The sequence below is a fragment of the Streptococcus mitis genome, from assembly GCF_946188615.1.
Classification (GTDB): Bacteria; Bacillota; Bacilli; order Lactobacillales; family Streptococcaceae; genus Streptococcus; species Streptococcus mitis_BZ.
Genome location: NZ_CAMHVK010000006.1, coordinates 1 through 24,348, shown reverse-complemented (window position 1 = coordinate 24,348; position 24,348 = coordinate 1). Strand labels below are relative to the sequence as shown.

Here is a 24,348-nt window from a genome sequence, read left to right as displayed (position 1 = left end):
AGGGGTTGTCTATGAAATCGGAATTACGGAAGCAAGTCTTGCAAGAAATGAAGGCTAACCCTCGAGAGCAAAAACAGTTTATAGACCAAGCTTTAACTGAGCGACTTTTACAACACCCCTTTTACCAAGAAGCCAAGACAATCGCAACTTACCTCTCTTTTCCTCATGAGTTTCAAACGCAGGAACTGATTGAGCAGGCGCTGAAGGACGGCAAGAAGGTTCTAATACCCAAAACCTATCCCAAGGGGCGCATGGACTTTGTGGTCTATGATCCACAGCAGTTGGTAAAAACTTCCTTTGGATTACTGGAACCACAGGGAGATTTGGAAGTAGTGGATGTCTCTCAGATTGATTTGATTCATGTTCCTGGCTTGGTTTTTACGACGGAAGGATATCGGATAGGATACGGTGGAGGCTATTATGACCGCTATCTGGAACATTTTTCTGGTCATACTTTGAGTACGATCTATCCTTGTCAAGTTCAGCAATTCATGCCTGAAAATCATGATATTCCTGTTCAGGAGGTTTTAATTGATGAAGGAAATCTTTGATAGACGTTATCCTGTGACGAGTTTCTTCCTCTTAGTGACGGCCTTGGTATTTCTACTAATGTTGGTAACTACAGGTGGAAACTTTGACAGGGCAGATACATTATTTCGATTTGGAGCCATGTATGGGCCGGCTATTCGCCTCTTTCCTGAGCAGGTTTGGCGTCTCTTCTCTGCCATTTTTGTTCATATTGGGTGGGAGCATTTCATTGTTAATATGCTTTCGCTCTATTATCTTGGTAGGCAAGTAGAGGAGATTTTCGGTTCTAAGCAGTTTTTCTTTCTCTATCTCTTATCTGGAATGATGGGCAATCTCTTTGTTTTTGTATTTAGTCCAAAATCCTTAGCAGCAGGAGCCTCGACTTCTCTCTATGGGCTATTTGCCGCGATTATCATTCTTCGCTATGCCACTCGCAACCCCTATATCCAACAACTAGGACAGTCTTATCTGACACTTTTTGTGATTAACATTATTGGAAGTGTTCTGATTCCAGGAATCAGCCTAGCAGGCCATATCGGAGGTGCAGTTGGTGGCGCATTTCTAGCAGTCATCTTTCCAGTCCAAGGTGAAAGACGGATGTATAGCGCTAGTCAGAGACTGGTAGCGGTAGTGTTGTTCGTAGGACTCGCAGTCTTACTTCTCTACAAGGGAATGGGGTTTTGACGACTAATATGTAAACTTGAATAAGAAAAAAGCTACTTAAAAAATGAGTAGCTTTTAATGTGAGTTGGAACCATTCGAAACAACACAGCTCTAAAACTCCGTTTGAAAAATGGATTTATAAGATTCTGTTTTGGAACCATTCGAAACAACACAGCTCTAAAACCAAGGGTCAAAATTGTATTTCTTAACTAGTGTTTTGGAACCATTCGAAACAACACAGCTCTAAAACTCATAGAGTTAAACTCATCACCACGAAGAAGTTTTGGAACCATTCGAAACAACACAGCTCTAAAACTGCGGATTGTTGCGATTAGTTGTGTGATTGGTTTTGGAACCAATTCGAAACAACACAGCTCTAAAACGTAAAGAACCAATAGCGGTTCCCACCAAAGGTTTTGGAACCATTCGAAACAACACAGCTCTAAAACTTTAGCAAGGTACGGATAAGGGTCAACGTGGTTTTGGAACCATTCGAAACAACACAGCTCTAAAACCCGCCAAGCTTAACAGATACTTGACCTTCAGTTTTGGAACCATTCGAAACAACACAGCTCTAAAACAACTCCTCACTTAGTTTCAAAGACTGCTTGGTTTTGGAACCATTCGAAACAACACAGCTCTAAAACATCTGATTCTAACTCCTTCTGTTTGAGTTTGTTTTGGAACCATTCGAAACAACACAGCTCTAAAACTTTCCCATTCCAACTGCGAAATGGTTTACGGTTTTGGAACCATTCGAAACAACACAGCTCTAAAACTCCACAATCATTTTACTACCAGCTTTGATAGTTTTGGAACCATTCGAAACAACACAGCTCTAAAACTATTTCTTAGGAATATTTCGTTCTACTTGCGTTTTGGAACCATTCGAAACAACACAGCTCTAAAACCTCGTAGAAAAATTTTTCTCACGAAATTTTGTAATCGCGCCATTTGTCCCAGCCAGACTTCAGCTCGTCAGGTCCCAATTGTTACTCTTATTATACCATATTTTCAGGGTTCAAGAAATAGTCTTGATCCAATACATACTGGGGAAAATCGTAGATTTTCCGAGGCTCAACAAACAAGACGGACAGTTGATTGAGTTGGATATACTCTATCAAATTTACTAACTCATCCTTTGATAGATAGGCGGATGCATTGATGAAAACAAGGAGTTTCTTTTTAGAAAGATACTTAAAAACCTGGACAATTTCTAGCATCTTTTCAAAAGGTGTATCACTCAGGGTTTCGACTTTGACACCAAGTGAATCGATTAACTCTAGAATGGTAATTTCATCATATTCTAGGTCTAACTCGTTTTCCAAACACTCAAATGCCAGCAATTCTGTAATCGTAGCAACCAACTTTTCAATCATGGACTTGACTTCGGGCTTGTCATTGAGTTGATTCTCTAAATCAGCATGTATCAGCTTGAGCATGGCAGGTGAGTTGAGATTGTATCCTAGGACATCCGTTATCACTAGTAACTCAGATTCTTTCAGAGCTTTTAGATTTCTATCAAACAACTTCAACTCCCCATCATCAGTATATTGGTAGAATTGCTTGATGATAGTTGAAAAGGTAAACTGGTCTTCCAACACTAAAAAAGTTGCATTTTCAATAGCTAATGGTTCATCCAATAGTGGGAAATTAATCTTCATCTCTAGGCTCCTCTCCTAGAAAGACCAAGCGTTCGTCGGAGTTTGCTACACTAGTATTCCGCTCTCCATTTAAGTAAATCATACGAGAAAACTGCTTTTCTGTAACGGTTAAGAGAGTAATGTTCCCCTTTTTAGGGTTATGAGTCTTGAGTCGCTCAATCATGGCGTTATTAGCAGAGTTGTTGAGCAAGAGCTTGCTATAGATGGAGAATTGGTGCATGATAAATCCCTCATCTATGAGGAACTTCCGAAATTTCCGATAGGCCTTGCGTTCCTCTACGGTATCAATTGGCATATCGAACATTAAAATCATACGCATATATCGATAACTCATATCCTAAACTCAGGAACTCCTTTCTCAGGTTGATTGAGAGCTTGGATGACTTTCTTAGTATAGTCACTGATGATATTGGACAGGTACATATCTTTACCATTGTAGTGAAAGGTATTTGAGAAAATAGTAAAAAGTTCTCGTTTGATTTTGACAAAAGAACTGTTTCGATTTTCATAGACAATTCTGTCAATAATCGGACGGAAAGGCTCCATAATATCACTAGCTAGGTTGAATTGATTAAACTGATTGGCATGTTTCAAGCCAAACTGAGTCATGCAGCCAGACAAAACAATCTCACGCGCAAACATACTCAAAATCAAGGTGTAGCCGTAGTCCAAGGCAGCATTGATATCACTATCTTGCTCACGACTAAAATCATTTCCAAACAAGGTGTTAAAATAAATCCGAGCTGCGTGCCCTTCACGGTTACTAGGATCAAACAAATCCAACCCATGATAGAGATCAATGACGGACTGGCTCTTTTCCAGAAAACCACAACTCCCCAGATAAAAAGCCTGATTGAGAATCTTTTGTGCAATGATGGTTGTCCAGATTTCCGCCTTTACATCTTCATTCCAAGCAATTTGACGAGAGAGTTGTAAACTGGAATCGTGTCGACCATAATAGGGCATTAAGTATGCCGTTGGCAAGCGTTTATCATCACAAAAGATGACCAGAATATTTTCATCTACCAAGCGTTTGATTAGCATAGTGGAGAGAACGATATCCGTCGTCTCCAAAAGCAGGATGTCCACCTCGGATAGGTGAATCAACTCTGTCCGAGAGGCATCTTTAAAAATCAAGTGGTTGTTCTTGTAGGAGAGTTTAGAGTGCGTATTGACTATAACGGTTCTCCATCCCATCAGTCTTCTCCCAGTTTGCTTAAGTCAATCCGAGTCTCGTAAAGACCAGTGATGGATTGGTGGATGAGGGTGGCGTTGAGGAGTGACGAAGGTGTATAGTCTCTGTATCGTGGAATTTTTACTCCCAAGAACTCGAAGTCAGAAGCACTTCCTTGTGAAGTTAACTCGAATAAACCAGCATTTTTACTATTTCTTGGACCAATGAAACTGAAACATAATTTTTCAATATCAACTGTTTCCCAATCAATAAATGCTTGTCTGATTCTTTCTCCATTTTTTAATGCGCCTACATACTTATCGTTAAAGTTAAGTACATATTCTAAAAGTTTAGCAAAATCATTTCGATGTTTCTCAACATACTCTAAGTGTTCTGGTTCAAGTGTTTTATTAATATTCTTAGCATGATACAAAAGAGTCGTATACTTTTCAGGGATGACCAATTCATTACCTTTATGAATTTCTCCTCGTTTATTGTTTGTCGATAGAATACTTGCTAGTCTTCTTCTTGTACCATCAGGAAACTCAAACAAACTATATTTAGGTAAAGTAATAGTTGATAGAATTTTTATGTATCCTTTTTCAAGAAGATAGTTTTCTTTGTTCTTTTCAAAATTTATTTTATCTAAAATAGAGATACCTTGAAATTCAAGAACGGTCTTTTGTTGTTTTTTCGCTCCTTTTTCAATAATAGCTTTAACTAAGACCGCGTATGAGTTAGAAATACCAGCGTAACCACCGTATTTTCGTGGGTCAAGCCCTTGTTTAATTGGGACAAGGTTTTCTTTACGATCTTCTGAAGGTTTAGGAGATGGATTGGAATTGAACAATCCTCTAGGTTTACCTCTATCTAGACCATGTGTTTGAATCTCTGTTTTCTTCACAATATTCACCTGCGGAAGTGAAAGAACTTTTTTAATTGTAGCGAAATCTTTTTCTTTATTCCAAGCGATTTCCCCAGTGTCCTTAGAGTATTCGATATTCTCTCGTTTTACGATGGTTCCGTCTGCGTAATGCACCTCTTCTTTAAAGAAGTTCAACAAGTTTGAGTAGAAGAAATACTTTTCAGTTGCTTTTTCAACTTCTTTAGGATCTTTGGATCTGGAAATATATCTCTTAATATCGTACTTTTGATAGTCACCATAGACGAATTCAGGCTCTAGTTTAGGATATTTCTTAAGGATAGCCTTAGCCACCACTGCATTTAAATAGGCATCATGTGCATGGTGGTAGTCATTGATTTCGCGTACCTTATATAACTTAAATTCTTTACGGAAGTTGGAAACTAGATTGGATTTCAAAGTGATAATTTTGACGGTACGGTTCTTCTTATCTTTCTCATTCACTTCTGTATTAAAACGGGCATCCAAAATCTGAGCAACATGTTTTGTGATTTGCCGTGTTTCAACTAGTTGGCGTCTGATAAAGCCAACTTTATCTCGCTCATCTAGCCCACCACGTTCAGCCTTGGTTAAATTATTAAATTTATGTTCTGAAATCAATTTGGAATCTAGTAATTGTTGCCAAAAAGCTTTTCTTTTTTGAACGACTTCTAAACTTGGAACATTATCGGATTTCCCACGATTATCCTTTGAACTAGTCAAGACACGGTTATCAAGAGAATCATCCTTGATAAAGGCCTGTGGGACGATGTGGTCAATGTCATAGCTGCTCAGTTGGTTGATATCAAGAGCTTCTCCAGTGTACATATCCTTCCCATTTTGGAGATAGTAAAGGAAGAGACGGTCATTTTGAAGTTGAATATTATCTGTTGGATGTTCTTTTAATATATTTGAATCAAGCCCAGGTGCTAAATTTTTTAGTGCATCTTCAATGCGCTTATATCTTTGTTGAGAATTCTTTTTCCCTCTGGCAGTTGTCTGATTTTCTCGTGCAATTTCAATCACAATGGACTCGGGAGCGTGGCCCATAACTTTGACAAGCTCATCGACAAGCTTGATACTTTGTAAAATTCCTTTTTTGATAGCAGGACTACCTGGGAGTTCTTGGACAACTTGCTTCACATCGTTTGTCTTACCAACCACTTGTGCTTTTTGAATAATGTCTTTGAAGGAAAGAGCGTCATCATTGATTAACTGCATAAAGTTACGATTGCTGTAGCCGTCATCAATCAAGTAGTCAAGAATTGTTTTGCCAGTTTTTTTATCACAGATACCGTTGACTAGCTTAGCAGAGAGTTTTCCCCAACCAGTATAATGTCGACGAGTCAGTGCCTTGATCACTTTTTTATCAAAGATAGAGGCATATTGAGCAAGGCGTTGCTTGATCATCTCACGATCTTCAAAGATAGTTAGTGTGTGGACGATATTTTCAAGAATCTCTTCATTTTTAGGGTCATCCATAAACTCTTTATCTTTGATAATCTTGAGTAAATCATGATAAGTAGAAAGACTGGCATTAAATTGTTTTTCGATCCCTTTTAGTTCGATTCCATCGTAGCCATCAACATTGTGTAGATACTGAATGATGTCTTTTTCAGTTACTTTTCTTTTCTCTTTGAATAATTGATTGACAATTTGCTTCTTTTGCCCACTATCAAGGAACTGATAGTCTCTCAATCCCTCTGCAATAAATTTTACTTTTGTTAATTCATTGTAGACAGCAAATGTTTCATACAAGAGACTATGCTTGGGCAAAACTTTTTCCTCTGGCAGATACAAGTCATAGTTAGTCATTTTATTGATGAATTCTTCCGCAGAGCTTGCTTGGTCAACAATTTCTTCAAAATTCCAAGGTCGGATTGCTTGGTCAGAATTTCGAGTAAGCCAAGCAAAATCACAATTGCCACGAGCCAATGGGCCAACATAATAAGGAATACGGAAAGTTAAGATTTTCTCAATCTTTTCTTTATTTTCTTGCAGAAATGGATAATGTTCTCCTTGCCGACGGATAATGGCATTCATTTCTTGAAGATGAATTTGATGAGGGATAGAACCATTATCAAAGGTGCGTTGTTTTCTCAAGAAATCTTCACGTTCAATTTTATCAAGGAAATAATCTGCTCCTTCGAATTTAGAGAGAAGATTTTTGATGTACTTGTAAAATGCTTCTTGAGTGGTTTTGCCATTGATATATCCAGCATACCCATCTTTAGATTGGTCAGAGAAAACTTCATCATATTTTTCTTGAAGATTGTTTTGGATGAATCGTTTTAAAGCCGCTAAGTCTTTTTGGTGGTTTTCATAGCGCTCAATCATAGATGCTGAAAGTGGAGCTTTGGTTGAAAGATCTTTAACAGTTAAGATACCTGATAGAAGAATGGCGTCATAGAGCTTTTTAGCAACTAGAAAAAGATCTGCAAAGTCATCTCCAATTTGTCCGAGCAGGTTTTCTAAATCCTCATCATAGGTATCTTTAGAGAATTGTAATGGAGCTTTTTCTTCCAAGTCAAAATGTTTTTTAAAATCAGCCTGATTTCCTAAAATTAACTTGAGAAATTCTGAAAAGAGACCAGTGGATTTTTCATCAGGAAATAGTTTTAGAACGCGTTCTCTCTTGGCAGATTTACTAATTTTATCAGTAAAAATTGCTTCTACTTGTGCATTTTGTCCGCTAAGTGAACTTCCTTCAAAGGTGTTGTCGTAAATGCTTATAAATTCATTAAAGATTTTTTGGATATCATTGTTTTTAATATCAAAAGATTCTTCATATAAAAAATGTCCGCGGTATTTAATCATATGAGCTAATGCCAGATAGATCAAGCGCAAGTCAGTTTTTTCTTTTGAGTCCGCTAGGTGCTTTCTCAAATGATAGATAGTTGGAAATTTCTTGTGATATTCTTTTTCTTCTGCCAAGGTAGCAAAAATAGGATATTTACTTCCTCTTTTATCCTCAGGAACTAAGAAGGAGTCATCTAATCGATGGAAGAAACTACTATCCACCTTGCTCATTTCTTCAGAAAAGATTTCTTGAAGATAGCGAAGACGATTTTTTCGACGAGTATAGCGACGGCGTGCTGTTCGTTTTAGACGTCTATCTTCAGCAGTAGTCCCTTCATCAAATAATAAAGCTCCAATTAAATTTTTCTTGATAAAGTGTTTATCAGTATTGCCTAGAACTTTCATCTTTTTCGATGGCACCTTATAGTCATCCGTAATGACGGCCCATCCGACGCTGTTAGTTCCGATATCGAGTCCGATAGAGTAGGATTTGTTGCTCATTTAGTGTTCTCCTTTTATTAAGTTTTTTGTTAGTAAATGATAATATAACACTTTCAGATGAATTTCTAATATAAAATATTATTCCATTTTTTTTACATTTCTCTTGCTAATTTTAAAAGAATAATATACAATATAAGTGTTGGAACTATTCGAAACAACACAGCAAAGTTAAAATAAGGCTTTGTCCGTACACAACTTGAAAAAGTGCGCACCGACTCGGTGCTTTTTTGTTTTACTATACTAATTTATTCTACTCTTATTTTAATGAAAAAACAAATACAAGTATAGCGTTTTCATTAGTTTTTATGAAATAGGTAGATTCAAGTAGAGAACTTCCTTAATTTATGTGTGGCTAATCTTGATATATAAAAGAAGAACTAGGATAATTAAGCATCCTAGTTCTTCTTTATATAAATGATTTTGTTATTCTTTCTCAGCCAATTCTTTTCCCAGTTGGATGAGGTAATCTTTCAAGTCATCTTTGACTTGTGGGTGCTTGAGGGCGTAGTCAATAGATGTTTTCATAAAGCCAAACTTATCCCCGACGTCGTAACGAGCTCCTGTAAATTCACGGGCGAAAACACGTTGTGTTTTATTAAGTGTATCAATAGCATCGGTAAGCTGGATTTCATTTCCAGCGCCAGGAGCTTGATTTTCGAGGATCTCAAAAATTTCTGGTGTGAGCAGATAACGACCGATAATAGCTAGATCACTTGGAGCCTCCTCTGGAGCTGGTTTTTCAACAAAAGTTTCGACACTGTAGAGACCATTAATCCCTTCACCCTGAGGAGCGATAACTCCATATGCTGAAACTTCTTCATGAGGGACAGGCATAACAGCAATTGTTGATGCGTGAGTTGTCTCGTAATCGTTCATCAATTGTTTTGTCAAAGGGACAGCATGGTCATCTGTGATATCCATTAGGTCGTCACCAAGCATGACAACGAAGGGCTCATTCCCTACAAAAGCTTTGGCTTGTAAGACAGCATCTCCAAGCCCACGAGGATGGCTTTGACGGATAAAGTGAAGGCGAATGCCAGTTGTTTCGTCTACCAATTTTAACAAGTCATGTTTGCCTTTTTCTTTGAGGTTGTACTCAAGCTCAAAGTTTGAGTCAAAGTGGTCTTCAATAGAACGTTTTGATTTACCAGTGACAACCAGAATATCTTCAATACCTGATTTAAGAGCTTCTTCTACGATAAATTGGATAGTTGGTTTGTCCACAATTGGCAACATCTCTTTAGCAAGTGCTTTGGTTGCTGGTAAAAATCGAGTTCCAAGTCCAGCGGCAGGGATGACTGCCTTTCTAACTTTTGATGTCATAAGAATCCTTTCTCTAGAGGGTTAAGACCACTCATTTTCTGCTTTAAATTCATTGTTCATGATGTCGTAAATGGCATCTTTAATATTGGTTCCGTGGTAAATAACTTGGTAAATGGCTTGTGTAATTGGCATATAGACTCCAAGTTCTTGCGCTAGTTCATAGGCTGCTCGAGTTGTTGAGATTCCTTCAATCACCATGCCCATATTGGCTTCGATATCAGCTAGAGATTCTCCACGACCAAGAGCATCTCCGGCTCTCCAGTTACGAGAGTGGATGGAGGTTCCCGTTACGATCAAGTCTCCTACACCGGATAAGCCACTATAGGTCAATGGACTGGCCCCAAGTGCTACTCCTAGGCGGGTAATTTCTGCCAAGCCTCGAGCGATGATGGCTGCCTTGGCATTGTCACCAAATCCCAAACCATGTAAAGCTCCAGCACCGACAGCAATAATATTTTTAAGAGCACCAGCAGTTTCAACTCCGATAACATCCGTATTGGTATAAAGTCGAAAGTAGTGATTACTAAAGAGTTCCTGAACATATTGAGCTGTTTGTAAATCTTTAGAAGCAGCAGTGATTAAAGTCAGGTCACGTACAATGGTTTCTTCCGCATGACTAGGTCCTGAAACAACGACAATATCACTGCGGAGATGTTCAGGAATTTCTTCTTCAAGGATAGTTGATAATCGTTTATGGCTATCAGGCTCTAATCCCTTTGATGCGTGCATGATGATAGCCTTATGGTCTAAGGTTTTTGCAACTTGTTGGGCAACAAGTCGTGTCACTTTTGTTGGGACAACAAACAAAATCGCATCTACATCTTTTAATGCCTCTGCTAAGTCAGTGTAGGCAATGATATTTTCATCTAGAACGACATCTTTAAAGTAGTGCTTGTTAGTATGATAGGTATTAATTTCATTGATTTGCTCGGGCAGATTTCCCCAAATACGTACCTCGTGTCCATTGTCATTTAAGACTTGTGAAAGGGCAGTTCCCCAAGAACCAGGCCCCAAGACGGCGACGGTTTGTTTTTCCATGTTTTCCTCCTTGATAGAGTTCTCTTTTTATTTTATCACATTCTAGGGGATTTTGCACTTGCATTGCTGGGGAGTGGTAGCTTTGTTACTTGAAAAATATACAAAAACAGAGCCTAAGTATTAAACTCTCAGGCTCGGTTTTTATATTCCTTAAAAGAATAGCTCGGTTTATTTCAATTGATCTGTAATGTCTTTTGATAGCAACATTCCCAGATGATAAGTTTTATTGATGTAAGCAATGACATCATTGATATTTTCAGTCGTGTGAATTTTCTCTTTGATATCAGTCCTAAATGTTTCATCCTTCAAAAGTTGTTCTTGGTAGAGCCTTTGAAGTCTCTCCTTCTCGTACTTATTGAGCAGAAAAAGGACACCAAGCTAATTACAACGAGGATATAAGCATATTGGCTCATAGAATATCTCCCTGTATGATAAAGAAGTAGTAGTGAGTAGATTGAATTAGTGAAGCGCCTAACCAAATCCCTGATAGGGTTTGACATTCGTTGCTTAGATTGCCTTGCATTCTAGTGACTTGAAGATTGCCACCAGCCACTAAGCCAATTAATAGATTTGGTTGACCAATTTAGTGAAGCGTTTAGGCAAGTGTCTCTGGTTACGACGTAAAGAAACATAAATCGATAATATTTATGTTTCTTTACTAGTGAAGTGCCTAGCCAAATTCCTGACAGGATTTGGCGTTAGTTACTTAGATTGCTTTGCAATCAAGTAACTTTGGCGATTTACATCTTCTCTGGCGCTTCTACTCCAAGCAAGCGAAGGGCCTCTTTGAGAACGACTGCAGTTGCGTAGCTAAGGGCTAGACGGCTGTCGCGCTCTGGGCTTTCATCCAAGATACGTGTATGTGCATAATATTTGTTAAAGGCTTGAGCCAGGCTAATTGCAAATTTAGCAATGATAGAAGGTTCAAAGTTATCTGCCGCACGATTGATAATACGTGGGAAGTCTTGGATGAGTTTTATGATTTCCCAACTTTCAGCATCATTTAAGCTGTAATTAGCCACTGTTTCTGGTTTGAAGTCTGCTTTACGTAAGATCGATTGGATACGAGCATAGGCATATTGTACATAAGGACCAGTTTCCCCCTCAAAGGATACCATAGCCTCTAAGTCGAAGTCGTATCCATTTGTACGGTCGGTTTTGAGGTCATAGAATTTAATGGCTCCAACCCCAACAGCATGTGCTACCTGGTCTTTGTTTTCTAGTTCAGGATTTTTAGCCTCGATTTGGGCCTTGGCACGGCTAACAGCCTCTGCAACAGTAGGCTCTAGCAAGATGACATTCCCTTTACGAGTAGAGAGTTTTTTCCCTTCTTTTGTAACCAAACCAAAAGGAACATGAGTAATGTCTTCACTCCAGCCGTAGCCCATTTCTTTCAAGACAGCTTTGAGTTGTTTAAAGTGGGCAGATTGTTCTTGACCAACAACGTAGATAGATTTAGCAAATTGGTATTCGTTTTTACGGTAAAGGGCTGCAGCCAAGTCACGTGTAATATAGAGAGTTGCTCCATCAGATTTCTTGATGAGTGCAGGATGTTCAATTCCGTATTTCTCAAGATTCACAACTTGGGCACCTTCTGATTCAACAAGAAGGCCTTTTTCAGAAAGAATATCTACAACTGCATCCATCTTATCGTTGTAGAAGGCTTCTCCGTTGTAGCTGTCAAATTCGACTTGCAATTCATTGTAAAGGCGGTTAAATTCCACCAAACTTTCATCACGGAACCATTGCCAAAGTGCAAGAGCTTCCTCGTCTCCATTTTCAAGTTTACGGAACCATTCGCGTGCTTCTTCATCCAAGCTAGGGTCATTTTCAGCCTCAGCGTTGATGCGGACATAGAGTTTAAGAAGTTCATCGATTGGATGAGCTTTTACAGCTTCTTCGTCGCCCCATTTTTTGTAGGCAACAATCAACATCCCAAACTGTTTACCCCAGTCTCCCAAGTGGTTGACCTTGACCGTTTGATAACCGATTTTTTGGAAAATATGTGATAAGCTATCTCCGATAACAGTTGAGCGTAGGTGACCAATAGAAAATGGTTTAGCGATATTGGGACTAGACATATCGATAACAACATTTTCTTGTTTGCCAATAGTTTGGTCAGCATAGTGTTCTTTTTGAGTGATAACAGCTTGCAATACTTGAGCAGAAATGGCAGATTTATCAAGGAAAAAATTGACGTAAGGTCCTGTTGCGACAACCTTTTCAAAGGCTTGGCTGTTAATTTTTTCAGCCAGTTCAGCCGCAATCATTTGAGGTGCTTTACGTTCGACTTTTGCAAGTGAAAAAGCAGGGAAAGCGATGTCTCCCATTTCTGAGTTTTTAGGGGTTTCCAGTAAATTTAAAATAGCCTCTTGGTCCAGGCTATCAATGACGCTAGCCAATTTGCTAGCAATCAATTCTTTTGTATTCATTAAGAGCTCCTTTTTGGACTTTTCTACTATTTTATCACAATTTTAAAGAAAGAAGAAAAAATTTTTGAAATCTCCTATTTTTTTGGTATAATATAGTTATAAAATTAGTTATAAATATGCATATAAGAGGATTTTATGAGAAAAAGAGATCGTCATCAGTTAATAAAAAAAATGATTACTGAGGAGAAATTAAGTACACAAAAAGAAATTCAAGATCGGTTGGAAGCGCACAATGTCTTTGTGACGCAGACAACCCTGTCTCGTGATTTGCGCGAAATCGGCTTGACCAAGGTCAAGAAAAATGATATGGTGTATTATGTACTAGCAAATGAGACAGAAAAGATTGATTTGGTGGAATTTTTGTCTCATCATTTAGAAGGCGTTGCAAGAGCAGAGTTTACCTTGGTACTTCATACCAAATTGGGCGAAGCCTCTGTTTTGGCAAATATTGTAGATGCAAACAAGGATGAATGGATTTTAGGAACAGTTGCTGGTGCCAATACCTTATTGGTCATTTGTCGAGACCAGCACGTTGCCAAACTCATGGAAGATCGTTTGCTAGATCTGATGAAAGATAAGTAAGGTCTTGGGAGTTGCTCTCAAGACTTATTTTTGACAAGGAGAGACGGAAAATGGCGACAGAAAAGCTATCACCCGGCATGCAACAGTATGTGGATATTAAAAAGCAATATCCAGATGCTTTTTTGCTCTTTCGGATGGGTGATTTTTATGAATTATTTTATGAGGATGCGGTCAATGCTGCGCAGATTCTGGAAATTTCCTTAACGAGTCGCAACAAGAATGCCGACAATCCGATTCCTATGGCGGGTGTCCCCTATCATTCTGCCCAGCAGTATATAGATGTCTTGATTGAGCAGGGCTATAAGGTAGCTATCGCAGAGCAGATGGAAGATCCTAAACAAGCAGTTGGGGTTGTGAAACGAGAGGTTGTTCAGGTCATTACGCCAGGGACAGTGGTCGATAGCAGTAAGCCGGATAGTCAGAACAATTTCTTGGTTGCTATAGACCGTGATGGCAGTCAATTTGGCTTAGCTTATATGGACCTGGTGACGGGTGACTTTTATGTGACAGGTCTTTTGGATTTCACGCTGGTTTGTGGGGAAATCCGTAATCTCAAGGCGCGCGAAGTGGTGCTGGGCTATGACTTGTCTGAGGAAGAAGAACAAATCCTCAGTCGTCAGATGAATCTGGTGCTTTCTTATGAAAAAGAAGGCTTTGAAGACCTTCATTTACTGGATTCACGATTGGCAGCTGTGGAGCAAGCGGCATCTAGTAAGCTACTCCAGTATGTTCATCGGACTCAGATGAGGGAATTGAACCACCTCAAACCTGTTATCCACTATGAAATCAAGGATTTCTTGCAGATGGATTATGCGACCAAGGCTAGTCTGGATTTGGTTGAGAATGCTCGCTCGGGTAAGAAACAAGGCAGTCTTTTCTGGCTTTTGGATGAAACCAAAACTGCTATGGGAATGCGGCTCTTGCGTTCTTGGATTCATCGCCCCTTGATTGATAAGGAGCGAATCGTCCAACGTCAAGAAGTGGTGCAGGTCTTCCTCGACCATTTCTTTGAGCGTAGTGATTTGACAGACAGTCTCAAGGGTGTCTATGATATCGAACGCTTGGCTAGTCGTGTTTCTTTTGGTAAAACCAATCCCAAGGATCTCTTGCAGTTGGCGACCACCTTATCCAGTGTGCCACGGATTCGTGCGATTTTAGAAGGGATGGAGCAACCTGCTCTAGCTTATCTCATCGCACAATTGGATGGAATCCCTGAGTTGGAGAGTTTGATTAGCGCAGCGATTGCTCCTGAAGCCCCTCATGTGATTACAGATGGAGGAATCATTCGGACTGGATTTGATGAGACTTTAGACAAGTACCGTCGCGTTCTCAGAGAAGGGACTAGCTGGATTGCTGAGATTGAGGCTAAGGAGCGAGAAAATTCTGGTATCAGCACGCTCAAGATTGACTACAATAAGAAGGATGGCTACTATTTCCATGTGACCAATTCTCAACTGGGAAATGTGCCTGCTCACTTTTTCCGCAAGGCGACGCTGAAAAACTCAGAACGTTTTGGAACCGAAGAATTAGCCCGTATCGAAGGAGATATGCTGGAGGCGCGTGAAAAGTCAGCAAACCTAGAGTATGAAATTTTTATGCGCATCCGTGAGGAAGTCAGTAAGTATATCCAGCGTTTGCAGGCTCTAGCTCAAGGAATTGCGACAGTTGATGTCTTACAGAGTCTGGCGGTTGTGGCTGAAACCCAGCATTTGATTCGGCCAGAGTTCGGAGAGGATTCGCGAATTGATATCCAGAAAGGGCGCCATGCTGTCGTTGAAAAGGTTATGGGGGCTCAGACCTATATTCCAAATACGATTCAGATGGCAGAAGATACCAGTATTCAACTGATTACAGGGCCCAACATGAGCGGAAAGTCAACCTATATGCGTCAGTTAGCCATGACGTCGGTTATGGCCCAGATGGGGTCTTATGTGCCAGCAGAAAGCGCCCATTTACCGATTTTTGATGCGATTTTTACCCGTATCGGAGCAGCAGATGACTTGGTTTCAGGTCAATCAACCTTCATGGTAGAGATGATGGAGGCTAACAATGCCATTTCGCATGCGACCAAGGACTCTCTCATTCTCTTTGATGAATTGGGACGGGGAACTGCAACTTATGACGGGATGGCTCTTGCTCAGTCCATCATCGAATACATCCATGAGCACATCGGAGCTAAGACCCTCTTTGCGACCCACTACCATGAGTTGACTAGTCTGGAGTCTAGTTTACAACACTTGGTCAATGTCCACGTGGCAACCTTGGAGCAGGATGGGCAGGTCACCTTCCTTCACAAGATTGAACCAGGACCAGCTGATAAATCCTACGGTATCCATGTTGCCAAGATTGCTGGCTTGCCAGCAGACCTTTTAGCAAGGGCGGATAAGATTTTGACTCAGCTAGAGAGTCAAGGAACAGAAAGTCCTGCTCCCATGAGACAAACAAGTGCCGTCACTGAACAGATTTCACTCTTTGATACGACTGAAGAACATCCTGTCCTAGCAGAATTGTCTAAACTAGATGTTTATAACATGACACCTATGCAGGCTATGAATGTCTTGGTCGAGTTAAAACAAAAATTATAAAGTCAAGACTTGCCAGTCATTATAGCTATATCAAGGAGACTTCTTTGACAAGTTCCCACTTTTTTGCTAGAATAACATCACACAAACAGAATGAGAAGGAGCTGACACATTGTCGCTCCCTTTTGTCTATTTTTTAAGGAGAAAGTATGCTGATTCAGAAAATAAAAACCTATAAGTGGCAGGCCTTGGCTTCGCTCCTGATGACAGGCTTGATGGTTGCTAGTTCACTTCTGCAGCCGCGTTATCTGCAGGAAGTGTTAGATGCCCTCCTTGCTGGGAACTATGAAGCTATTTATAGTATCGGGGCTTGGTTGATTGGTGTGGCCCTGCTCGGTTTGGTTGCTGGTGGGCTCAATGTTGTCCTCGCAGCCTATATTGCTCAAGGAGTTTCATCCGATCTTCGGGAGGATGCCTTCCGTAAAATCCAAACCTTTTCTTATGCCAACATTGAACAATTTAATGCGGGAAATCTAGTTGTTCGCATGACAAATGATATCAACCAGATTCAGAACGTGGTCATGATGAGCTTCCAAATTCTTTTTAGGCTCCCCCTCTTGTTCATCGGTTCGTTTATCTTGGCGGTTCAAACCTTACCTTCTCTGTGGTGGGTGATTGTTCTCATGGTAGTCTTGATTTTTGGCTTGACTGCTGTCATGATGGGAATGATGGGGCCTCGTTTTGCCAAGTTTCAAACACTTCTTGAGCGCATCAATGCCATTGCCAAGGAAAATCTACGCGGTGTTCGTGTGGTCAAGTCCTTTGTCCAAGAAAAAGAGCAGTTTGCTAAGTTTACGGAGGTTTCAGACGAGCTTCTCGGTCAAAACCTTTACATCGGATATGCCTTTTCAGTAGTGGAACCTGTCATGATGTTGGTCGGTTATGGGGCGGTTTTCCTCTCTATTTGGCTAGTTGCAGGGATGGTTCAATCGGATCCATCGGTTGTTGGCTCCATTGCTTCCTTTGTTAATTACCTAAGCCAGATTATCTTTACTATTATTATGGTTGGATTTTTGGGAAATTCTGTCAGTCGTGCTATGATTTCTATGCGTCGTATTCGAGAAATTCTTGACGCAGAGCCAGCCATGACCTTCAAGGATGTCCCAGATGAAGACTTGGTCGGAAGTCTTAGCTTTGAAAATGTGACCTTTACCTATCCAATGGATAAGGAACCGATGTTGAAAGATGTGAGCTTTACTGTCGAACCTGGACAAATGGTTGGTGTCGTTGGAGCGACTGGTGCAGGAAAATCAACCTTGGCTCAATTGATTCCACGTCTCTTTGACCCACAGGAGGGTGCTATCAAAATTGGAGGCAAGGATATTCGAGAAGTGAGTGAAGGAACCCTGCGTAAAACAGTTTCTATCGTTCTCCAACGTGCCATTCTCTTTAGTGGAACGATTGCAGATAACTTGAGACAGGGTAAGGGAGATGCTACTTTATTTGAAATGGAGCGCGCAGCCAATATTGCTCAAGCCAGTGAATTCATTCATCGTATGGAGAAAACCTTTGAAAGTCCAGTTGAAGAAAGGGGAACCAACTTTTCAGGTGGGCAAAAACAAAGGATGTCGATTGCCCGTGGAATTGTCAGCAATCCACGTATTCTGATTTTTGACGATTCGACCTCAGCCTTGGATGCCAAGTCAGAGCGCCTGGTTCAGGAAGCCTTGAATAAGGACTTGAAGGGAACGACAACCATTATCATCGCTCAAAAGATTAGCTCGGTTGTTCATGCAGATAAAATCTTAGTACTGGATCAAGGACGATTGATTGGTCAAGGTACGCATGCAGACTTGGTTGCCAACAATTCCGTTTACCGTGAAATCTACGAAACACAGAAAGGAAAGGAGGAGTAACATGAAAACAGTTCAATTTTTTTGGAATTATTTTAAAGTCTATAAGCTATCATTTGTAGTTGTTATCCTGATGATTGTTCTGGCGACTCTTGCCCAAGCTCTCTTTCCGGTATTTTCTGGACAAGCGGTAACAGAGTTAGCTAATTTAGTTCAAGCTTATCAAAATGGCAATCCAGAACTTGTTTGGCAAAGCCTATCAGGAATCATGGTCAATCTTGGTCTGCTAGTTTTGGTTCTATTTATCTCCAGTGTGATATACATGTGTCTCATGACGCGCGTGATTGCAGAATCGACCAACGAGATGCGCAAAGGCCTCTTTGGCAAGCTTGCTCGGTTGACTGTTTCTTTCTTTGACCGCCGACAAGATGGCGATATCCTGTCTCGTTTTACCAGTGATTTGGATAATATCCTCCAAGCTTTTAACGAAAGCTTGATTCAGGTCATGAGCAACATCGTTCTATACATTGGTCTGATTCTTGTCATGTTTTCGAGAAATGTGACGCTGGCCCTCATCACTATTGCCAGTACACCAGTGGCCTTTCTCATGCTGATTTTTATCGTGAAAATGGCACGGAAATATACCAACCTCCAGCAGAAAGAGGTAGGGAAGCTCAATGCCTATATGGATGAAAGTATCTCAGGTCAAAAAGCCGTGATTGTGCAAGGTATTCAAGAGGATATGATGGCAGGATTTCTTGAACAAAATGAGCGCGTGCGCAAGGCAACCTTTAAAGGAAGAATGTTCTCAGGAATTCTTTTCCCTGTCATGAATGGGATGAGTCTGGTCAACACAGCCATCGTCATCTTTGCTGGTTCAGCTGTACTTTTGAATGATAAGTCTATTGAAACAAGTACAGCCCTAGGTTTGATTGTTATGTTTGCCCAATTTTCACAGCAGTACTACCAGCCTATTATTCAAGTTGCGGCAAGTTGGGGAAGCCTTCAGTTAGCCTTTACAGGTGCTGAACGGATTCAGGAAATGTTTGATGCAGAGGAAGAAATTCGACCTAAAAATGCTCCGACCTTCACTCAGTTGCAAGAAGGTGTTGAAATTAGTCATATTGATTTTTCATACTTGCCTGATAAACCCATTTTGAAAGATGTCAGCATTTCTGCTCCTAAAGGCCAGATGACAGCGGTTGTTGGTCCGACTGGGTCAGGGAAAACGACTATTATGAACCTCATCAATCGCTTTTATGATGTTAATGCTGGTGGGATTTATTTTGACGGTAAAGACATCCGTGACTATGATTTAGATAGTCTCAGAAGCAAGGTGGGAATTGTCTTGCAAGATTCGGTCTTGTTTAGCGGAACGATTCGAGACAATATCCGTTTTGGTGTGCCAGATGCTAGTCAAGAAATGGTTGAGGCAGCAGCCAAGGCAACCCATATTCACGACTACATCGAAAGCTTGCCTGATAAGTACGATACTCTTATAGATGATGACCAGAGCATCTTCTCGACAGGACAAAAGCAATTGATTTCTATCGCTCGAACCCTGATGACAGATCCAGAGGTTCTCATTCTCGATGAAGCCACTTCGAACGTAGATACTGTGACAGAAAGCAAGATTCAGCATGCCATGGAGGCGGTTGTAGCAGGCAGAACTAGTTTCGTCATTGCCCATCGTTTGAAGACTATCCTCAATGCAGACCAGATTATTGTCCTTAAAGATGGAGAAGTCATTGAACGCGGTAGCCACCATGAACTCTTGAAACTGGGTGGCTTCTATTCAGAACTCTATCACAATCAATTTGTTTTTGAATAAGAAAAAAGTTGTCCCCTTGGGCAGCTTTTTCTTGTCCATAAAAAATATTTATCACAGCCTTAAAAAAAACATATTAGACGAAAGTCATTTTGAGTGATATGATAAGACTATCGTTAACATTCGAAAGGAGAGGCATCATGGCTAGAACGGTTGTAGGAGTTGCTGCAAATCTATGTCCCGTAGACGCAGAGGGCAAAAACATTCATTCATCTGTATCTTGTAGATTCGCAGAGAGCATTCGTCAAGTCGGTGGTCTCCCTTTAGTCATTCCTGTTGGTGATGAGTCAGTTGTTCGCGATTATGTAGAAATGATTGACAAACTTATCTTGACAGGCGGTCAAAATGTCCATCCTCAGTTTTATGGAGAGAAAAAGACCATCGAGAGTGATGATTACAACCTAGTGCGTGACGAATTTGAATTGGCGCTCTTGAAAGAAGCGCTTCGTCAGAATAAACCAATCATGGCAATCTGTCGCGGTGTCCAACTTGTCAATGTTGCCTTTGGGGGAACTCTCAATCAAGAAATCGAAGGCCACTGGCAAGGACTACCTTTCGGGGCATCTCATTCTATTGAGACAGTAGAAGGAAGTGTGGTGGCTAAGTTATTTGGAAAAGAAAGTCAAGTTAATTCCGTTCATCGTCAGAGTATTAAAGATTTGGCACCTAATTTCCGTGTAACTGCTATTGACCCAAGAGACCAGACCATCGAAGCGATTGAGTCTATCGATGAGCACCGCATTATTGGTTTGCAGTGGCATCCAGAGTTTCTGGTTAATGAAGAAGATGGCAATTTAGAATTATTTGAGTATTTATTGAATGAACTGTAACGACTGGAACATCTAGTCGTTCTTTCTTTTATTTTTTCAAAATTTTTGGAATGTGGGATTTTTACGCAAACGTTTGAATTCTGATAAAAATTGGAGAAATTCGACAAAAAACTTGAAAAAAACGAAGGTAAGCGTTATGATAGAAAAGAAGAAATATTGGAGGAATAACATGTCACATATTAAATTTGATTATTCAAAAGTTTTAGACAAATTTGTTGCACCACATGAAGTGGAATACATGCAATCACAAGTAACAGCAGCAGATGAATTGATCCGTAAAGGAACTGGTGCTGGTAGCGACTTCTTGGGATGGTTGGACCTTCCTGAAAACTATGACCGCGAAGAATTTGACCGCATCTTGAAAGCTGCTGAGCAAATCAAATCAGACAGCGATGTTTTGGTTGTAATCGGTATCGGTGGATCTTACCTTGGTGCGAAAGCAGCAATCGACTTCTTGAACCACCACTTTGCAAACTTGCAAACAAAAGAAGAACGCAAGGCTCCACAAATCCTTTACGCAGGAAACTCAATCTCATCTACTTACCTTGCTGACTTGGTAGAGTACGTAGCTGACAAAGACTTCTCGGTAAACGTGATTTCTAAATCAGGTACAACAACTGAACCAGCTATCGCTTTCCGTGTCTTCAAAGAACTTTTGGTTAAGAAATACGGTCAAGAAGAAGCAAACAAACGTATCTATGCAACAACTGACCGCCAAAAAGGCGCTGTTAAGGTTGAAGCAGATGCTAACGGTTGGGAAACATTTGTTGTTCCAGATGATATCGGTGGACGCTTCTCAGTATTGACAGCCGTTGGTTTGCTTCCAATCGCAGCATCAGGAGCTGACATCAAAGCCCTTATGGAAGGTGCGAATGCAGCTCGCAAAGACTACACTTCAGATAAAATCTCTGAAAACGAAGCTTACCAATACGCAGCAGTTCGTAACATCCTTTACCGTAAAGGCTATGCAACTGAGATCTTGGTAAACTACGAGCCATCACTTCAATACTTCTCAGAATGGTGGAAACAATTGGCTGGTGAATCAGAAGGAAAAGACCAAAAAGGTATCTACCCAACTTCAGCCAACTTCTCAACTGACTTGCACTCACTTGGTCAATTTATCCAAGAAGGAACTCGTATCATGTTTGAAACAGTTGTCCGTGTTGACAAACCTCGTAAAAACGTGATTATCCCTAGCTTGGAAGAAGACCTTGATGGACTTGGTTACCTTCAAGGAAAAGACGTTGACTTTGTAAACAAAAAAGCAACTGACGGTGTTCTTCTTGCCCACACAGATGGTGATGTACCAAACATGTACGTGACTCTTCCAGAGCAAGATGCTTTCACTCTTGGTTACACAATCTACTTCTTCGAATTGGCTATCGCTCTTTCAGGTTACTTGAATGCTATCAACCCATTTGACCAACCAGGTGTTGAAGCTTACAAACGTAACATGTTTGCCCTTCTTGGAAAACCAGGATTTGAAGAATTGAGCAAAGAACTTAACGCACGTCTATAATAGAAGAAAAGAGTGGCTTGTCCACTCTTTTTACTCTCTTTATCCATAGAAATTGGCCTCAGCCAAGACTTGTGATATAATATAGAGAGCAAAAAGGCAGACGCCTAGAGACTTTATAGGAGAAACTATGTCAAAAGATATCCGCGTACGTTACGCACCAAGTCCAACAGGACTACTACACATCGGGAATGCCCGTACAGCATTGTTCAACTACCTTTACGCACGTCATCATGGTGGAACTTTTATTATCCGTATCGAAGATACTGACCGTAAACGCCATGTCGAAGATGGTGAACGTTCACAACTTGAAAACCTTCGTTGGTTAGGTATGGATTGGGATGAAAGCCCAGAAACACATGAAAATTACCGCCAGTCTGAGCGTTTGGACTTGTATCAAAAATTCATCGATCAATTGCTAGTTGAAGGAAAAGCCTACAAATCTTACGTTACAGAAGAAGAGTTGGCAACTGAACGCGAACGCCAAGAAGCAGCTGGTGAAACACCTCGCTACATTAACGAATACCTTGGTATGAGTGAAGAAGAAAAAGCAGCTTACATCGCAGAACGTGAAGCAGCTGGTATCATTCCAACAGTTCGTTTGGCGGTCAATGAGTCAGGTATCTACAAGTGGCATGATATGGTTAAAGGTGATATCGAATTTGAAGGTGGCAATATTGGTGGTGACTGGGTTATCCAAAAGAAAGACGGTTACCCAACTTACAACTTTGCCGTTGTCATCGATGACCATGATATGCAAATTTCTCACGTAATCCGTGGAGATGACCACATTGCTAATACACCAAAACAGCTTATGGTCTATGAAGCACTTGGTTGGGAAGCTCCAGAGTTCGGTCATATGACCTTGATTATCAACTCTGAAACTGGGAAAAAATTGTCTAAACGTGACACCAACACCCTTCAGTTTATCGAAGACTACCGTAAAAAAGGTTATTTACCAGAAGCAGTCTTTAACTTTATTGCTCTTCTTGGTTGGAACCCAGGTGGCGAAGATGAAATCTTCTCTCGTGAAGAACTCATTAAACTTTTCGATGAAAACCGCCTGAGCAAGTCTCCAGCAGCCTTTGACCAGAAAAAACTCGACTGGATGAGCAATGATTATATCAAGAATGCAGACCTAGAAACTATCTTTGAAATGGCAAAACCATTCTTAGAGGAAGCAGGCCGTTTAACTGACAAGGCTGAAAAATTAGTTGAGCTCTATAAACCACAAATGAAATCAGTAGATGAGATTATCCCATTGACAGATCTCTTCTTCTCAGATTTTCCAGAATTGACAGAAGCAGAGCGCGAAGTCATGGCGGGAGAAACAGTCCCAACAGTTCTTGAAGCCTTCAAAGCAAAACTTGAAGCGATGACAGATGATGAATTTGTAACAGAGAATATCTTCCCACAAATCAAAGCTGTTCAAAAAGAAACAGGTATCAAAGGGAAAAATCTCTTCATGCCAATTCGCATCGCAGTTTCAGGTGAAATGCATGGACCAGAATTGCCAGATACTATCTTCTTGTTAGGCCGTGAAAAATCAATCCAGCATATCGAAAACATGCTAAAAGAAATCTCTAAATAAGAAGGATGCAACAATGGATATCTGGGAAAAGATGTACGAAGAAGCACAGAAATTGTATAATCCACATGAAGTATCTGATTTTGTTTATGCGAATCATGTCGTTGCCGCAGTAGAAGCAGAAGATGGACAAATATTTACAGGTTTCTGTATGGAGGGAACTTGTGGTGTTTTCCATCTCTGCGCAGAGCGGGCGGCTCTCTTCAATATGTACCAATTTTCAGGACAAACTAAGGTTAAAAAAGTATTAGCCTTTCGAGACAAACCACCTTATGGTGGAAGTTCAGGTATGCCTTGTGGCGCTTGCAGAGAATTCTTCTTAGAGTTGAACGCTGAAAATAAGGATGCAGAATTTATGATGGACTACGATACAAGAAAGACGGTGAAAGTCGCAGAACTAATCCCATATTGGTGGGGAGAAGAACGTGCTTCCAAGTTTAATAATCAATAGAAGAGTCAGTATAATGCTGACTCTTTTTACTTAATTTGAAAAAAATAGAAAAAGTAGTTGACAAGTCAGAAAAAGTCTGTATAATAGTAAGAGTTGAAAATAACAGCTCAGGTCCGTTGGTCAAGGGGTTAAGACACCGCCTTTTCACGGCGGTA

17 protein-coding genes, 1 pseudogene and 1 CRISPR repeat array are annotated in these 24,348 nt (G+C 40.4%); of the genes and pseudogenes, 10 read left to right on the top strand and 8 right to left on the bottom strand.

The genetic code is table 11. The features are described from left to right. Positions 1 to 11: 11 nt before the first annotated feature. Positions 12 to 551: a 5-formyltetrahydrofolate cyclo-ligase gene (locus OCF95_RS06935; RefSeq protein ID WP_261105119.1), complete on the top strand. Its 540-nt coding sequence runs from the start codon at positions 12 to 14 to the stop codon at positions 549 to 551. Then, the gene (locus OCF95_RS06930) at positions 535 to 1,212 is read left to right on the top strand and encodes a rhomboid family intramembrane serine protease (protein ID WP_261105118.1); all 678 of its coding nucleotides are present in this window, start codon (positions 535 to 537) and stop codon (positions 1,210 to 1,212) included. Before OCF95_RS06935 ends, OCF95_RS06930 begins: the two co-directional genes overlap by 17 nt. A gap of 61 nt (positions 1,213 to 1,273) precedes the next feature. Beyond that, positions 1,274 to 2,102: a CRISPR direct-repeat array (repeat unit 36 nt; unit sequence GTTTTGGAACCATTCGAAACAACACAGCTCTAAAAC). A gap of 90 nt (positions 2,103 to 2,192) precedes the next feature. On the opposite strand, the gene csn2 is transcribed toward OCF95_RS06930, so the two are convergent. From csn2 to argS, 8 genes and pseudogenes are all read right to left on the bottom strand, one after another. Further along, a complete protein-coding gene (gene csn2, locus OCF95_RS06925; RefSeq protein WP_000700132.1) occupies positions 2,193 to 2,855 on the bottom strand; it encodes a type II-A CRISPR-associated protein Csn2 in 663 nt (220 codons plus the stop codon). Next, on the bottom strand, positions 2,845 to 3,189 hold the full coding sequence (gene cas2 / locus OCF95_RS06920; protein WP_084928362.1) for a CRISPR-associated endonuclease Cas2: 345 nt from the start codon (positions 3,187 to 3,189) through the stop codon (positions 2,845 to 2,847). Before cas2 ends, csn2 begins: the two co-directional genes overlap by 11 nt. Further along, complete coding sequence (gene cas1 / locus OCF95_RS06915; protein WP_192855427.1) at positions 3,186 to 4,055, bottom strand: type II CRISPR-associated endonuclease Cas1; 870 nt, start codon at positions 4,053 to 4,055, stop codon at positions 3,186 to 3,188. Before cas1 ends, cas2 begins: the two co-directional genes overlap by 4 nt. Beyond that, positions 4,052 to 8,230 (bottom strand): type II CRISPR RNA-guided endonuclease Cas9, encoded by a 4,179-nt coding sequence (gene cas9 / locus OCF95_RS06910; protein WP_261079872.1) that lies wholly within the window; start codon positions 8,228 to 8,230, stop codon positions 4,052 to 4,054. The genes cas1 and cas9 overlap by 4 nt, the downstream gene beginning before the upstream one ends. Positions 8,231 to 8,653: 423 nt before the next feature. Further along, positions 8,654 to 9,553 carry a UTP--glucose-1-phosphate uridylyltransferase GalU gene (gene galU / locus OCF95_RS06905; protein ID WP_000202214.1) on the bottom strand — a complete coding sequence of 300 codons (900 nt, stop codon included), beginning with the start codon at positions 9,551 to 9,553 and terminating at the stop codon, positions 8,654 to 8,656. 21 nt (positions 9,554 to 9,574) lie between these two features. Further along, on the bottom strand, positions 9,575 to 10,591 hold the full coding sequence (locus OCF95_RS06900; RefSeq protein ID WP_020903403.1) for an NAD(P)H-dependent glycerol-3-phosphate dehydrogenase: 1,017 nt from the start codon (positions 10,589 to 10,591) through the stop codon (positions 9,575 to 9,577). A 168-nt stretch (positions 10,592 to 10,759) separates the two neighbouring features. Then, a pseudogene (locus OCF95_RS06895) lies at positions 10,760 to 11,004 on the bottom strand (MarR family transcriptional regulator). A 327-nt stretch (positions 11,005 to 11,331) separates the two neighbouring features. Then, positions 11,332 to 13,023, bottom strand: coding sequence for an arginine--tRNA ligase (gene argS / locus OCF95_RS06890; RefSeq protein WP_261105116.1), 1,692 nt, complete (start codon positions 13,021 to 13,023; stop codon positions 11,332 to 11,334). A gap of 135 nt (positions 13,024 to 13,158) precedes the next feature. On the opposite strand from argS, the gene argR reads away from it, so the two are divergent. From argR to OCF95_RS06850, 8 genes are all read left to right on the top strand, one after another. After that, positions 13,159 to 13,605, top strand: coding sequence for an arginine repressor (gene argR / locus OCF95_RS06885; protein ID WP_001231476.1), 447 nt, complete (start codon positions 13,159 to 13,161; stop codon positions 13,603 to 13,605). A 50-nt stretch (positions 13,606 to 13,655) separates the two neighbouring features. Continuing rightward, on the top strand, positions 13,656 to 16,190 hold the full coding sequence (gene mutS / locus OCF95_RS06880) for a DNA mismatch repair protein MutS (RefSeq protein WP_261094535.1): 2,535 nt from the start codon (positions 13,656 to 13,658) through the stop codon (positions 16,188 to 16,190). A gap of 146 nt (positions 16,191 to 16,336) precedes the next feature. After that, a complete protein-coding gene (patA, locus tag OCF95_RS06875; RefSeq protein ID WP_261105115.1) occupies positions 16,337 to 18,043 on the top strand; it encodes a multidrug efflux ABC transporter subunit PatA in 1,707 nt (568 codons plus the stop codon). A gap of 1 nt (position 18,044) precedes the next feature. Continuing rightward, positions 18,045 to 19,811: a multidrug efflux ABC transporter subunit PatB gene (gene patB, locus OCF95_RS06870; RefSeq protein ID WP_000859879.1), complete on the top strand. Its 1,767-nt coding sequence runs from the start codon at positions 18,045 to 18,047 to the stop codon at positions 19,809 to 19,811. A gap of 137 nt (positions 19,812 to 19,948) precedes the next feature. After that, entirely contained in the window at positions 19,949 to 20,638 is a 690-nt protein-coding gene (locus tag OCF95_RS06865; protein ID WP_261105113.1) for a gamma-glutamyl-gamma-aminobutyrate hydrolase family protein, read from the top strand. Between the two features lie 169 nt (positions 20,639 to 20,807). Further along, a complete protein-coding gene (locus tag OCF95_RS06860; protein WP_000018268.1) occupies positions 20,808 to 22,157 on the top strand; it encodes a glucose-6-phosphate isomerase in 1,350 nt (449 codons plus the stop codon). 127 nt (positions 22,158 to 22,284) lie between these two features. Beyond that, a complete protein-coding gene (gene gltX / locus OCF95_RS06855) occupies positions 22,285 to 23,745 on the top strand; it encodes a glutamate--tRNA ligase (RefSeq protein WP_000031049.1) in 1,461 nt (486 codons plus the stop codon). A 13-nt stretch (positions 23,746 to 23,758) separates the two neighbouring features. Continuing rightward, positions 23,759 to 24,193: a cytidine deaminase family protein gene (locus OCF95_RS06850; RefSeq protein ID WP_261010589.1), complete on the top strand. Its 435-nt coding sequence runs from the start codon at positions 23,759 to 23,761 to the stop codon at positions 24,191 to 24,193. Positions 24,194 to 24,348 lie beyond the last annotated feature (155 nt).